7 protein-coding genes are annotated in these 14,386 nt (G+C 70.3%); 4 read left to right on the top strand and 3 right to left on the bottom strand.

The features are described from left to right. The first annotated feature begins 127 nt into the window (after window positions 1-127). The 3 genes from WME89_RS51795 to WME89_RS51805 all read left to right on the top strand — a co-directional run bounded on the left by WME89_RS51795 (window position 128) and on the right by WME89_RS51805 (window position 9,586). Window positions 128-709: a hypothetical protein gene (locus WME89_RS51795; RefSeq protein WP_438006882.1), complete on the top strand. Its 582-nt coding sequence runs from the start codon at window positions 128-130 to the stop codon at window positions 707-709. A gap of 1,048 nt (window positions 710-1,757) precedes the next feature. Then, window positions 1,758-8,846, top strand: a complete 7,089-nt coding sequence (locus WME89_RS51800; RefSeq protein WP_438006883.1) for a DNRLRE domain-containing protein — start codon at window positions 1,758-1,760, stop codon at window positions 8,844-8,846. Between the two features lie 32 nt (window positions 8,847-8,878). Further along, on the top strand, window positions 8,879-9,586 hold the full coding sequence (locus WME89_RS51805) for a tetratricopeptide repeat protein (RefSeq protein ID WP_438006884.1): 708 nt from the start codon (window positions 8,879-8,881) through the stop codon (window positions 9,584-9,586). Between the two features lie 9 nt (window positions 9,587-9,595). Here the strand turns inward: WME89_RS51805 and WME89_RS51810 are convergent, their stop codons facing one another. Both WME89_RS51810 and hisZ read right to left on the bottom strand, forming a co-directional pair. Continuing rightward, window positions 9,596-10,879: an adenylosuccinate synthase gene (locus WME89_RS51810; protein WP_438006885.1), complete on the bottom strand. Its 1,284-nt coding sequence runs from the start codon at window positions 10,877-10,879 to the stop codon at window positions 9,596-9,598. Window positions 10,880-10,990: 111 nt separating this feature from the next. Next, window positions 10,991-12,346: an ATP phosphoribosyltransferase regulatory subunit gene (gene hisZ / locus WME89_RS51815; RefSeq protein WP_438006886.1), complete on the bottom strand. Its 1,356-nt coding sequence runs from the start codon at window positions 12,344-12,346 to the stop codon at window positions 10,991-10,993. Between the two features lie 216 nt (window positions 12,347-12,562). Between hisZ and WME89_RS51820 the strand changes: the two genes are divergently transcribed. After that, window positions 12,563-13,282, top strand: coding sequence for an RNA polymerase sigma factor (locus WME89_RS51820; RefSeq protein ID WP_438006887.1), 720 nt, complete (start codon window positions 12,563-12,565; stop codon window positions 13,280-13,282). Window positions 13,283-13,298: 16 nt separating this feature from the next. Here WME89_RS51820 and WME89_RS51825 read toward each other — a convergent pair whose 3' ends face one another. Continuing rightward, on the bottom strand, window positions 13,299-13,994 hold the full coding sequence (locus WME89_RS51825) for an HAD family hydrolase (protein ID WP_438006888.1): 696 nt from the start codon (window positions 13,992-13,994) through the stop codon (window positions 13,299-13,301). Between the last annotated feature and the right edge of the window lie 392 nt (window positions 13,995-14,386).

Genomic DNA, 14,386 nt, shown 5'->3' on the forward strand with positions numbered 1-14,386 from the left:
GCTTGTCGAGCGTGGGACGCTACGCCGGGCCCTGGGGCGGCCATCGTGCGCATGGACGCGTCCGCATCGCCGGCGGCTCGGCACGAGCCGCGAACGCAGACGACCTGGGAGACACACGATGCGAAGCATGTTTCTGGTAGTCCTGGCCGCGCTGCCGCTGATGGCCTGCGGGGGCAGCCGAAGCGGCGAACAAACGACCTCGCCCGGGGCCGGGCAGACAGGCGGGGAGACCCCCGGCGGCACCGAAGGGATGGGAACACCCGGGACCGGCAGCCCCGGCACGGGCACGACACCTGGCGGGGAGATGGGCTCGCCGGGAGGAGGCACCCAGGGCGGCACGACCGACTGGGGCAGCGGCACGCCGGGCAGCGGCACGGGCGGCACGCCGGGTGGGGGCATGGGCGGCACGCCGGGCGGCGGAACGGGCGGCACGCCGGGCGGCGGAACGGGCGGCACGCCGGGTGGGGGCACGCCGAGCGGCGGCACGGGCGGCACGCCGGGCGGTTCGGGCACCCAGGGTGGCGGCTCTTTCGTGCCACCGAGCGGCGGGACCGGCACACAGGGCGGAACCGGCACGCAGGGCGGCGGCAGCGGCACCCAGGGTGGCGGCACCCGCACACCCGGCAGCGGCACCCAGGGCGGCAGCGGCAGCGGCACGCAGGGCGGCAGCGGCACCCAGGGCGGTACCCGCACGCCAGGCGGCGGATGACGCCGGTGCGCCGGCGCTCCCGTTAGCCCACGATCCGCCGCGCCTGTCGCGGACCGACATGGCGTCGTGCGCTGCCGCGCGACGGCGTTGCGCCGTACGAGCGTCGCGTCGCGACCAAGCGCCGACCGAGACCACGTCAGCCGGCCCCTCTCCTTCTCGACCAGATCCACATCCTGCCGCCCCGGCGGCTCGGTCACCATCCTTTCGGGTCGCGGGGCCTTCAATTCGCGCACGCTGGATGCGCTCGCTGCCACGTTCCGCTCGAGGCCGTCGAGCCCGCGGCTGGTTTCGCCGGCGGGCTGTACGACACCGCCACGAAGCTGGTCATCTTCGTGGCGAGGGATCAACGTGCCGCTATCACTGCCCGTAGCGGTGAGCGTGACCGATAGGTTGCTCTTCTTCTTCAACATCACGGGGTTCATCGTGGCCGCGACGCTGACGTCATGGTCGAAGCGGTCAGGCTGTGGCGGCGATCGTGAGGTGATGCAGCCATGTTGCTGTGGCGTCTCGCGGTCGCCAAAGCAGCCTCGCTCAGCGTGGCTATCCTCGTTATCCCAGGCATGCTTCTGCTCGTTGCTGCCGTGGTCAGCTGGTCCAAGCCAGCGTCGTCCCATCGCGTGTTGATCGCGGCGACTGGAGCCGTACCGTGCAGAGCACGGAGAACGCCATCCCCAGGGCGGATCGCGCACCCTCAGGTGAACGCGTTGCGCCGGACGATGGTCGCCTCATAGCGCTGGTGAGATTGCTCCCTGACTTCACCGAGCTTGGCTGCCGGCAACGGCCGGCCCGTCATGCGCGCGCTGGCACGCTGGCACGCTGGCACGCTGGCACGCTGGCACGCTGGCACGCTGGCACGCTGGCACGTGATCGTGCACGTTCACCGTCGTACGGTCGTCTGCTGAGCGCGTGCCCGGGGCGAATGACGATCGAGCGTCGCCGATGCCGAGCGAGGGAAGGGACGCCGACTGGCACGTGGGTTGCTCGGTCGCGCGCTGGATGTTCTTAGGGCGCTCGTGAGCACCTCGCGTGTCAATGCGGCTAGGCGTGATTGACCGAGGCGACCGCGGGCGAGGCGAGGCCGGCGCGCACATCTCGCATTCTCGTGGTGCACGCGCTCCAGACCGCGGAGACAATGATGTTTGAAATAAGAGCTAGATCGCTCGCGAGACGACATCGACGAGGATCTCCTCGAGCGCTCGAGATCTTCGAGCCGCCGAGCAGGTACCGGCGAAGGTACCTCCTTCTCGCGAAAGGCGCCCTCCTGAGCGCCATCGCGTTCGGCGCCGGCTGCAGCTCGGGCTCGCCCGAGGAGGAGCGGCACGGCACCGCGAAGCTCGCGGCGGGCGCTGAGGACCCGACCTGCGTGAAGATACAGCGCGGGACGCTCGGCGCGGTGGAGGACGGGACGATCTGGGAGGCGTTCCCGACATGGAGCGACTCGACCGTGCTGATCCGTACGGGCACGCTGGCCGGCGTCGGCGTGCGGCACGCCGTCCTCCGCTTCGACCTCTCGCCGGTGCCCCCCGCGGCGCAGGTCGCCTCCGCGACGCTGCGCCTCCGGCAGATCTACCGGGACGATACGAGCACCAGCACCATCAACATCCACCGGATCCTCTCGCCGTGGACCGAGCCAACGGTGACCTGGCAGAGCCTGGCGAACGGTACCGATTTCGATCCGGCGATCGCAGCGTCATTTCAGTCGCTGCCCGGCGTCGGGATCCGCACGGCCGATCTGACCGCGCTCGCCGCGGCGTGGCTCGCGGGAACCACCCCGAACCACGGCGTGTTGCTGGAAGAGGCGCCGGTCCTCACCACCTCCTTCCGGAGCAGCGAGGACCCGAACGTGGCCGAGCGGCCGAGCCTCGAGGTCTGCTACACGACCGCGTCTACCTGCACGGGTACGCTCGACGACGGCGACGCGTGCACGACCGACACCTGCGACCCGGTGCTGGGCATCGTGCACACGCCCATCTCGACGGACGACAGCGATCCGAGCACGATCGACACGTGCGATCCGGCGACCGGCGCGGTCACGCACGTGGCCTGTCCGGCGCTGGATCCGACCGTGGCCACGCGGCTCATCGACGCTGTGGGCTGCATCTACCAGGGGCCGAACGCGCCGCAGACGGGCGTGACCGCGACGGTCGACCCGGTCTCGGTGGCGGTCGTCAAGGGCAAGGTCGCTACACGGGCGGGCGCTCCGATCTCGGGCGTGAAGGTGAGCGTGTTGCACCACGGCGCGGGCGACGCGGAGAGCTACGGGCAGGTCCTCACGCGCGCGGACGGGGCCTTCGAGCTGGTCGTGCGGGGAGGCCAGCCGCTCACGATGAAGTACGAGAAGACCGGCTATCTGCCGGTGCAGCGGCAGGTGGGCACCCAGTGGCAGCACTGGTCCAATGCGCCCGAGGTCGTGCTGATCGAGAGCGATCCGGTGGTGACGCCCGTCGCGCTGGGCAGCACGGCCGGAGCGCAGGTCGCGCGCGGGAGCGTGCAGTCGGACGCGAGCGGCGCGCGCCAGGCGACGCTGCTCTTTCCCTCGGGTACGACGGCGACGATGACCGTACCGGACCCCAGCGGCCCGCCGGGGGCGACGATGACGGTGGCGCTGCCGGCGGAGGTCCACGTGCGCGCGACCGAGTACACGGTCGGTCCGAACGGCCCCAAGGCGATGCCGGGGACCCTGCCGCCGACCAGCGGGTACACGTATGCGGTCGAGCTCGGGCTCGACGAGGCGGTCGCTGCCGGGGCGACGAATGTCGAGTTCAGCCAGCCGATACCGTTCTATATCGAGAACTTCCTCGAGTTCCCGGTCGGAATGCGCGTGCCGCTCGGCTACTATGATACGCAGAAGGGCGTGTGGGTGCCGGCGGACGACGGGCGTATCATCGAGATCGTCGATGTGAGCGGCGGTCAGGCGGCGGTGGACGTCGACGGCGACGGCGCGGCCGACGGCCCGAGCGCGCTGACCGCGCTGGGGATCAGCGTGGAGGAGCTCGAGGAGCTGGCCACGCTGTATACCGTGGGGACGAGCCTGTGGCGGGTCCAGGTGGAGCACTTCACGGCGTGGGATGCCAACTGGCCGTTTGGCCCACCCGTTGGCGCAGGCCCGCCTCCGGGCGGCTCTGGGAGCGGCGGTTCTGGGAGCGGCGGTTCTGGGAGCGGCAGCGGCTCAGGGAGCGGCAGCGGTTCTGGGAGCGGCAGCGGTTCTGGGAGCGGCAGCGGTTCTGGGAGCGGCAGCGGGTCGGGGAGCGGCAGCGGGTCGGGCGGGGGCGACAGCGGCTCGGGCGGGGGCGACAGCGGCTCGGGCGGGGGCGACAGCGGCTCGGGCGGGGGCGATAGCAGCTCGGGGAGCGGCTCGGGCAGCAGCGGGACCGGCAGCGGCGCGGGCGCGGGCACGGGCGCGGGCGCGGGTGCGGGCGGAGGGCCGGACGATCCCTGCAAGGAGTCTGGCTCGATCATCGAGTGCGAGAACCAGGTGCTCGGTGAACGCTTGCCAGTGAGCGGCACGCCGTTCGACCTGCGTTACCAGAGCGACCGGACGGTGGGGCGCAGGGAGAACTATCGCCTCGCGATCCCGCTCACGGAGGCGGTCGTGCCACCGCCCCTCAAGCGGATCGAGCTGGCGGTGACCGTGGCCGGGCGCACTTTCTCGAGCAGCTTTGAGTGCCCCTGCGCGCCGGATCAACAGCACCTCTTCGAGTGGGACGGCAAGGACGTGCTCGGGCGCGTCGTTGCCGGGAAGCAGCTCGCCTCCGTGGACATCGGCTACGTCTATGACGGGGCCTACATGACACCGGCTTCAGCGGCAGGCGCACGCTCGTTTGCGGTCCCTTCGGACGTGGCCATCACCGGAAGCGCGTCCCGGCAAGAAATTACTCTGGAGCGTCGCTGGGAGAGCTTCATCGGAGGAGCTGGCATCAACGGCTCGGACGCGCTCGGAGGCCTCAGCCTCAACGAGCACCACGCTTACGATCCCAACGCAGCCGTCCTCTACCGAGGCGACGGCGGACGCCGCACCGGTCGCACCTTGCCGAACAGCCTACACCGGGTGGCAGGCGAGATCCCCGCGAGCAGCGCCGCTGCCGCCGACGGCATCAGCGCCGCTTCCGCGTACATCGGCATCCCCAAGGGGGTCGTCGCCGGGGTGGATGGCAGCATCTACTTTTCCGACTCGGCGACCCACCGCATCCGGAAGATCGGTCCCGATGGGCTCATCAGCACGGTAGCCGGTGTGTACAATCAGCAGGGATATAACGGAGACAATCGTCCTGCCACGACGGCGACGTTGCGCTTTCCGGATCAGCTCGCGATCGGGCCGGATGGAAGCATTTACGTCGACGACGGTTCGAACCACCGCATCCGGCGCATCTCCCCCGACGGCATCATCTCTACCGTCGCCGGAAACGGCTCCAGCGGCGCCCCCTCTCCGGACGGCGTGCCCGCGACGTCCGGCGGCCTCGGTAATGCCCAATCCATCTCCGTCGCTCCGGACGGCAGCTTGTACGTCGCCCTGGGCAACCAGGTCCGGAAGGTGGCCCCCGACGGGATCGTCACCACGGTGGCGGGCACCGGAGTATACGGGAACTCCGGCGATGGCATTCCGGCCGTGGAGGCCCAGTTCCGTTCGATCACCTCCGTGGTCGCAGCGCCCGACGGGGGCTTCTATATCGCCGACTCCGCCAATGCGATTGGCGGCACTTCACACCGCATTCGCCGCGTCGACGCGAGCGGGATCCTGACCACGGTCGCGGGCGCCGGCGGCGGTACACAGCAGACGGGCGACGGGGGCCCGGCGACGTCAGCGCTCCTGGGAGCGCCACAATCGCTCGCGCTCGGGCCCGACGGCAGCATCTACTTCACGACCGCGCACATTGCCGACTACGACTACCCGACCCTGCGCCGTGTCGCGCCGGACGGCATCATCTCGACGCTCGCGGGCAATCGTGCCATGCGGCCGTCGTGGTGCTCCTCTGCGCACTGCGGGCTCGGCGGTCCAGCGCTCAAAGCGTGGTTCATCAGGCCGGAAGGGCTCACCGTGACGCCGAGCGGAGAGATCGTCGTCACTGACGGTTCTCAAGCCTCGAACTCGCTTCTGGTCCGCTTGAAGGCGCCGCTCCCGCGTATGGGCGTCGGCGACTTCGCCGTGGCGAACGATGATGTCACCGAGTACTACGTGTTCGATGAGAAGGGGCGCCACCTCACGACGAAGGACGCTCTCCTCGGGGCCACGCTCTACCAGTTCGGCTATGATGCCGGCGGGAGATTGGCGACGGTCACCGATGTCGACGATCAGGTGACCACCATCCAGCGCGACGCGAGCGGCGCGCCGACCAGCATCGTGGCGCCGACCGGGCAGACCACGGCGCTCCAGCTCGATGCCGAAGGGTATCTCTGGAGGATGACCAACCCAGCGAACGAGACAACGACGCTTGAGTACTATCCCGGCACTGGCCTCCTGAGCTCCTTGATCGATCCGCTCGATCGCCATCATGAGTTCGAATACGATGCAGATGGACGCCTGACAAAGGATACCAACCCGGCGGGCGGCTTCAAGGAGCTCGATCGGACGTTCACTGCGTCGGGCTACAAGGTCACGGTCACCACGGCGATGGGGCGAGCTCAGTCGCACGGGGTCGAGGCGCTCTCGGACGGGGGTATGAGGCGCGTCCATACCGGACCCGACGGCCTGTCCACTGTGGTGGAGATCAGCGAGGCTGGCGTCTCGACCGTGACGAGCCCCGACGGTACCGTGATTTCCACGGAGCTGACCGGCGACCCGCGCTTCGGCATGCAGTCGCCGATCGTCAGCAAGGAAACCACGATCACGCCGCAGGGGCGAACGAAGCAGGTCACCCGGTCGCGCTCGGTCGTGATCGCCGCGCCGGGCACCGATCCCCTCGACGTTGCCTCGCTGACCGATCTCATGATCACCAATGGAAACACGTTCTCCACGGTGTTCGACAAGGCCACGAGAACGACTGTTCACACATCCCCAGCGGGCCGTCAGTCCAAGATGATCGCCACGGCCGAGGGACGTATCCAGCGCGTCGAGACGCTCGCGCTTCTTCCTATTGAGTTTACGTACTACCCGGACGGCAGGTTGCACACGCGATCTCAAGGCACCATGACGTGGACGTACACGTATGGCAACAATGGCTGGCTCACGACGGTGGTCGACCCGCTGCTCAATCCAGTCTCCTATCTTCACGATCCAGTCGGCCGCGTCACGCAGACGACGAGAGCCGACGCCGAGGTGATCGGGACCAGCTACTACTCCGGTGGGCGCGTGCATACGATGACGCCTCCGGAGCGTCCGGAGCACACGTTTAGCTACAATCAGGCCGATTCAATGGAGGCTTACCTGGCTCCGGAGCTCGGATCCGTGCCGAGGGAGACCTCCTGGTCCTACGATCTGGACCAGCTGCTCACGAGCTCGGCTCGCCCCGGAGAGCCTGCTGTGACGTATGTCCGGGAACCGTCGACGGGCCGAATCAGCCAGACCAACTTGCCGTTTGGGACAGGCACGGTGGTCCTCAACTATAACCCTACGACGGGCAAGATCGCCAGTCTGAGCGGCCCGTCGGGGATATCGCTCGCGTATGGCTATGATGGCGCGCTGGTGACGGGCCGGACGTGGACCGGCGCTGGGTTCGGGAGCGGATCGGGGACAGTGCAGTGGATCTACAACAACGATTTCCGCGTCGGCAGTGAGAGCATCAACGGCGGTGCGGCGATCAGCTTCGGTTATGACGCCGACGGGCTCCTCGAGCAGGCGGGCGATCTGTCGCTGTTCAGGCATCCCCAGAACGGGCTGTACACGGGGAGCAGCATCGGCGTCGTGAGCGACACGTTGACACCTGACGCGTACGGCCGCGCGCACACGTACGTCGCGCAGGCCGGCAGCGCGACGCTGGTGGAGGTGACCTTCACACCTGACGCTCTCGGGCGCATCCACGAACGGACCGAGACGGTTCTCGGAGAGACGCACACGTACCAGGTTGAGTACGACCTCGCCGGCCGGCTGACCGACGTCTACCGAGACGGCGTGCTCGCGGCTCAATACGAATATGACGCGAACGGCAATCGATTGGCGCGAACATCGGCCGCGGGGCCGGAGAGCGGTACGTACGATGAACAGGACCGGCTCGTGAGTTACGGGGGCAAGACCTACGCGATGAGCCCGGCGGGCGACCTCGCGAGCGTGACCACTACGGCCACCGGGCAGACGACGACGTTTGCCTACGACGCACGCGGTAACCTGAGGCACGCGGAGCTTCCGGACGGCACGACGATTGACTACCTGGTCGACGGGGAGGGGCATCGTATATGGAAGCGGAGGAATGGGGTGAACGTGCAGGGGTTCCTCTACCGGCGCGCGCTCCAGCCTGCGGCGGAGCTCGACGGCGCGGGAAACGTGGTGGCGCGCTTCGTCTATGGTAGAGACAGCAATGTGCCGGATGTGATGATCAAAGGAGGCTCGACCTACCGCATCCTGACAGATCACATCGGCAGTCCGCGGCTGGTGGTGGACACCGCGACCGGCGCGGTGGCACAGCAGATGGAGTTCGATGAGTTCGGTCGCCTGCTCGCGGACACCAACCCCGGCTTCACGCCGTTCGGGTTCGCGGGCGGGCTCTATGATCGCGACACGAGGCTCGTCCGCTTCGGAGCACGCGATTATGATCCGGAGACCGGCAGATGGACCACGAAGGACCCCATCGGCTTCGCTGGCGGGGACACCAACCTGTATGGCTATGTCATCGGCGACCCTGTCAACCTGACTGACCCGTCAGGCATGAGCCCGGGCGCTTTCATTGATTGCCTGGGTAGTGGTCATTCGGTAAGCTACTGCATCTACGAGGAGATAAAGAATGCACGCGAGAACGAGCCGCGCGGAGATGGAGACGGGGAAGCCGGAGCCCCCGGGAGCCCCTACCGTGATCCCCCCGAGCGGTTCCCTCATTCTCGTTTCCTCAAATGCACCAATTTGCTGATCGACCGTGCGTTCACCTGCTGCGAGATCGAATGCGGATTCAATCCCGAGGAACCGAAAACATGCCCGAAGGACCCATCGCGCAAGAGCGAGGAGGAGGAATGCTTCGATGCATGCCTGAATGTATCAGGGGCGGTATTCTGATGGGGTTCACCAGGAGCCGCTGAGGGCATAGAATGGATACGGGCGATGACCTGAAGGCGCTGCTCGACCGGGCAGGACAGTTGGTGCGGGCCGGCGAACTTGTGGAAGCCGAGGAGGCATTCCGCGGCGCGCTGGACCTGGCAGAGCGAGCTTACGGGCGAGATGCTCCCCAGGTCATCTCCCCGCTGCGCGGGCTGGCGTACGTCGCGGCCAACCCGCGCAGCGACCCGGGTCGCCTCGTCGAGGCCGACGCGTGGATTCGGCGCGCGCTGCGCGTCGCGGAGGCCAACTTCGGCACGGACGATCCGCGGCTTGGCCGCCTGCTCCATAGTCTCGGGATCTATCTCTGGACGGCGGGCGCCCTGGAGGAGGCGCGCGAGCACCTCGTGAGGGCGGTCGCCCTCTCCGAGCGGGCGCACGGGGAAAGCCGCTACACGGCGTACATGATGATGTCGCTAATCTACGTCCTGCTCGCGGCGGAGCGGCCGGCAGACGCGCTCCCGCTCGCCGAGAGAGCGCTCCGCATCAAGGAGGCGGTAGCCGACCCGACGAGCGGCAGCGCGCTCACGCTTGCGTTGATCGCGCTCGGCCGGTGCCTCATGGGGGTGAAGAGAAACGCGGAAGCGATCGCGTACATGGAGAGAGCCGTCGCCACGATTCTGGCAAGAAACCCCGATTCCCGGAGCCCGGCCCTGGACGAGATCCGCGGCTGGATCGAACAGATGAGGAGAGAGCCGTAGCCCCCCGGGTCACGCGAACGCGTTGCGCCGGACGATGGTCGCCTCGCGATCCGCGCCGACCGACACCACGTCCACCGGCACGCCGGTCTCCTTCTCGACCAGCTCCACGTACTGCCGCGCCGCCGCCGGCAGCTCGGTCATCGAGCGGGCGGCGTCGATCGACTCGCTCCACGCGCCCACCGGCTCGAGCACCGGCTTCGCCGTCGCGAGGTCGTCGATCGGGAACTCCCGCGTCCGCCCGGACGGCGTCTCGTAGGCGACGCACACCTTGAGCTCCGGCATGCCCGTCAGCACGTCGAGCTTCGTGAGCGCGATGCCGTCGAGGCCGTTCACCCGCGCCGCGTAGCGCAGCGCCGGCAGATCGAGCCAGCCGGTCCGCCGCGGGCGGCCGGTCACCGAGCCGTACTCCCCGCCCACCGACCGCAGCCGCTCGCCGAGCGGACCGCCGAGCTCCGTCGGGAACGGGCCCTCGCCCACGCGCGTGCAGTACGCCTTCGCGAGGCCGAGCACCCGGCGGATGCGCGTCGGGCCGACCCCGGCCCCCACGCACGCGCCCCCGGCGATCGCCGACGACGACGTGACGAACGGGAACGTGCCGTGATCGATGTCGAGCAGCGTCCCCTGCGCCCCCTCCAGCAGCACGCGCTCACCCCGGCGGAGCGCCCCGTCGATGAGCTGCGACGTGTCGGCGAGCAGCGGCGTGATCCGCTGCGCCAGCGGCGCGAGCTCCTCGAGGATCGCGTCGAGCGACGGCGGCTCGCCGCCGAGCGCGCGCAGCGTCGGCGTCCACGCCTCGATCGAGCGCGAGACGAGCTGCCCGAGCCGCTTCATGTCGCGCAGGTCGCCGAGCCGCGCCCCGCGCCGCGACGCCTTGTCCTCGTAGCAGGGGCCGATGCCGCGCTTCGTCGTCCCGAGCCGCACCCCGTCCGCCGCCGCCGACTCGCGCAGCGAGTCGACCAGCGGGTGGAACGGCAAGATGAGGTGGGCGCGATCCGACACGAACAGCCGCCCCTGCGTCGAGCAGCCCCGCGCCTCGACAGCGTCGATCTCGCCGACGAGCACCCCGGGGTCGACCACCATGCCCTGCGCCATCACGCAGCGGGCGTTCGGGCGGAGGATGCCGCTCGGGAGGAGCCGTACGATGAGCTTCTCCCCGTTTACCACCAGCGTGTGTCCGGCGTTGGGTCCGCCGGCGAAGCGCACCACGAGGTCGGCGCTCTCCGTGTAAAGGTCGACGACTTTTCCCTTGCCCTCGTCGCCCCACTGCGCGCCGACGATCACGATCGCGGTCATTCCGAAGCTCCTCCCGAATCACGTGGCCCGTCCTTGCCCGCTCGTCACTCCGAGCGGCTCCGTCCGGGTTCACGTTCGCCTTTACCCCAGGCTCGCGTGCCGAGCGAGCGTCTACTTGCCGCCCGGCGGCGTCGCCCCCGTCTTCAGCACGATCGCCTGGGCGACCGCGACGTCGTCGAGGGTCGCCGGGAGGGCGCTCGCCCCCGGCTCCCCGCCGCCGGGCAGCACCTCGAGGACGATCGACCCGTCCCGCTCGCGCACCAGGTGGGAGAACCGCCACGCCTGCGCATACCCCTCCGGATCCTGGTCCGGCGGGTGCGCCACGGCCGGAACGCCGAGCCCCCGCAGCGCGGCGGCGAGCGGCTCGGCCCGCTCCGGCCGCACCGCGAGGAGCACCCGCGGCGCCGGCTCGTCCGCGGCGCGCGCCGCGTCGCGCGCCCAGGCCACCGCGTCGAGGTAGAGGGCGAAGCCGACGGCCGGCATCGGCAGGCCGAAGCGCGAGAGCAGCATGTCGTAGCGCCCGCCCGCCGCGATCGCCTCCCCGGGGCCCTCGGCGAGCACGTGGAAAATTGCGCCCGTGTAGTAGGCGAGGCCGCGGAGCTCGCCGAGGTCGACCCGGAGCGCCGGGCCGAGCTCCGGGCTCGCCCGCGCCGCGTCCCAGAGGGCGCGGAGCTCGGCGAGCGGCGCCTCGGCGGGCGTGCCGGAGAGCAGCTGCGCGGCCCTGCCGAAGACCAGGGCGCCGTCCGGGTCGGCCTCGCCGCCGCCCGCGAGGTCCGGCAGCGCGGCGATGGCCGCGACGATGCGGCGCGGGACGTCGGCGGCCCTCGGGCTGGCCAGCACGGCGGCGAGGCGGGAGGCGTCCTTCAGCTCGAGCACCTCCGAGAGCTCTGCCGCGAGCCCCGCCGGGACCGAGTCGAGCAGCGCGCGCGCGATCATCGCGTGGCCGAGGTCCACGACGAACCGATCGAGCCCGGCCTCCCGCACCGCAGAGGCGGCGAGGCGGAGCATCTCCAGGTCGCCGCCGAGCGTGCCGACGCCGTACAGCTCCACGCCGGCCTGCGGGATCTGCCGGTGGCGCCGCGCCCGGCCCTGGCGCAGGCGGAAGACGGTGCCCTCGTAACAGAGGCGGATCGGGCGAGGCGCGTCGGCGAGCCGCGTGGCCACGAGCCGCGCGATCTGCGGGGTCATGTCGGGGCGGAGCGCGGCCACCTCGCCCGACTCGGGCTCGATGAAGCGCAGCACGTCCGCGGCGTCGAGGGTGCCGAGCCCGCGCTCGAGCACCTCGGCGAACTCGAACGCGGGCAGCGCGACCGGCTGGTAGCCGTACAGGACGAAGTGGTCGAGGACGCGCTTGGCGAGCGCGCGGCGGCGTCGCGCCTCCTCGGGGAGGAGGTCGCGCATGCCCGCGGGCAGCGGGTGCGCCAGCGCGCGCGGCGGCGCGGAGACGGACGGCGCTGGGCGGTCCACCTCGGGCGTCGAAACGTGGCGGTCTCCCCCTCGGGGGGCTTCCCATCGCGGAGCGTCGCTGGACATGTTGGCCCCGCTTATACCGGCTGAGCACGCGGTGCGCACGCGGCGCGCACGTCCGTTGAGCTTGCCGTGGCAAGGCGTTTGCTGATCGGAGCGCACCACCGGGCCCGTGGGCCGGAAGCGCACGCGGCGCCCTCGACGGAGAGATGGTTCATGGCTCTGACCGCCGTTCCGACCGATGTTCCGAGCGCCAGCACGAGGCCCGAGACTCCTCTGGCGCCGTGCGGTCTCACCCCGCCCGGCGCGGTCGGGTCGCGCCCGTCGTCCCGGGCCGCGAGCGCGGGCCCGCTCGCGGAGGTGATCTGCAGGGCGAAGGAGGGCGACAGGGAGTCGCTCGACGAGCTCACGCGGCTCATCCGCCCGCACGTGGAGCGGCAGCTCGCGCGCTACCCGGTGTCGGATGAGGACCGGCTCGACCTGGTGCAGTCGACGCTGCTGCAGGTGGTCCGGACGATCCGCTCGTTCCGGGGCGACTCGAGCTTCACGACGTGGCTCTTCCGGGTGACGGCGAACGAGGCGCTCATGCTGATGCGGTCGCAGCGCCGGCAGCGCGCCCGCATCGTCGAGGGGCTCGACTTCGAGGAGCTCGGCCTGCTCCCGACGATGCGCAGCACGATCGGCGAGGACGACGCGGCGTCGGCGGCGGAGCGGGAAGCGTACGTCCGCGAGGCGCTGTGCGAGCTGCCGGAGGACTACCGCGACGTGGTGCTGGCGCACTACCACGAGGACCTCGGCCTGCAGGAGATCGCGCAGAAGCTCGCGGTGAGCGAGAGCGCGGTGCGCTCGCGGCTCCACCGCGCGCGCGTGCGGCTGCGCGCGATCCTCAACGCGACCGCGTTCGGGCGGGAGATCGCCGAGGGCGTCGCGGCCTGAGGGACGGCGCGCGCGCCTAGCGCACAGCGACGAGCCTGGCGGTCGCGTCCCGCCAGCGGCGGAGGACGTCCCAGAGCTCGCTCATCGTGCGGAGGAGCACATCGGGCCGCGCGTTGAGCAGATCCTGCTGCGAGCCGAATCCGCCATGGACGGCGATCGACCGCGCGCCCGCGCGGCGCGCGCACTCGATGTCCTGGGGGCCGTCGCCGACCATCACCATCCGGTGCGGCTGGACGCCGAGGAGCCCGGCGAGGTGGAGCAGCGGCGCCGGGTCAGGCTTGTTCTGGGCGATGTCGCCGCCGGCTACCACGGCGTGGAAGCGCGCGCCGACCCCGAGCGCGGCGAGCACCGCGTTGGTCGTCGAGCGCGGCTTGTTCGTGCAGACGCAGAGCGACAGATCGCCGAGGTCCGAGAGCCGCTCGATCATCTCCTGCGCGCCCGGCATCCACCGGGTGAAGTCGAGCGGGTGCCGCTCGTAGTAGGCGAGGAAGTGACGGAGGAGCTCCTCGACGTCCTCGGACGACTCGGGGAGCTTGGCCGCGCGCGCACACAGCGCGCGCGCGCCGTCGCCCACGTACCGGACGATCACCTGCCCGGGTAGCGGGGCGCGCCCCGTCGCCTTCAGCGCGTGATTCACCGCCGCCACGATGTCACCTCGGCTGTCGATCAGCGTACCGTCGAGATCGAACACGACCACCGTGGGAGCAACCATCGTCCGATAGCCTACGCCGGCGCCCTCGGTAACGGAAGGTGCGGCGAGCACCCGAGGCGTGGGTTGCAGGAGTGAAATGCCCCGGGGGAGCGACCCGAGCGCCCGGTGCGGCAGAGCTCGCGAGGCGCTCGCGCCACGCGCCAGCCTTTTCGCGCCTGGATCCGGGCGATCGAGGCGGCGAGCCCCGCGGCGTCCTGCGTCGCCAACTCCTGCCGCTGTGCGTCAGTCGGCTCGACCCACAGCAGCAACTCGACCCCAGCACCTGGCCGCTGGCCTCCATCCCTTGCCGGAGCTCATCCTCTCGGCCCTCCATCCGCGAGCGAGAGCGCCCCTCGCCTGTCCTGAATGGCAATCACCGCGCGGGTACAGCCATCCTGTTCCTCGGTCCTGGC

This window comes from Sorangium sp. So ce321 (assembly GCF_051530195.1).
In the GTDB taxonomy this organism is placed as follows: domain Bacteria; phylum Myxococcota_A; class Polyangia; order Polyangiales; family Polyangiaceae; genus Sorangium.

Bases quoted from the DNA above. Each gene is read 5' to 3' on its own strand.
- WME89_RS51795 (WP_438006882.1), top strand. From the start codon at position 128: ATGTTTCTGGTAGTCCTGGCCGCGCTGCCGCTGATGGCCTGCGGGGGC.
- WME89_RS51805 (WP_438006884.1), top strand. From the start codon at position 8,879: ATGGATACGGGCGATGACCTGAAGGCGCTGCTCGACCGGGCAGGACAG.
- WME89_RS51810 (WP_438006885.1), bottom strand. From the start codon at position 10,879: ATGACCGCGATCGTGATCGTCGGCGCGCAGTGGGGCGACGAGGGCAAG.
- WME89_RS51820 (WP_438006887.1), top strand. From the start codon at position 12,563: ATGGCTCTGACCGCCGTTCCGACCGATGTTCCGAGCGCCAGCACGAGG.
- WME89_RS51825 (WP_438006888.1), bottom strand. From the start codon at position 13,994: ATGGTTGCTCCCACGGTGGTCGTGTTCGATCTCGACGGTACGCTGATC.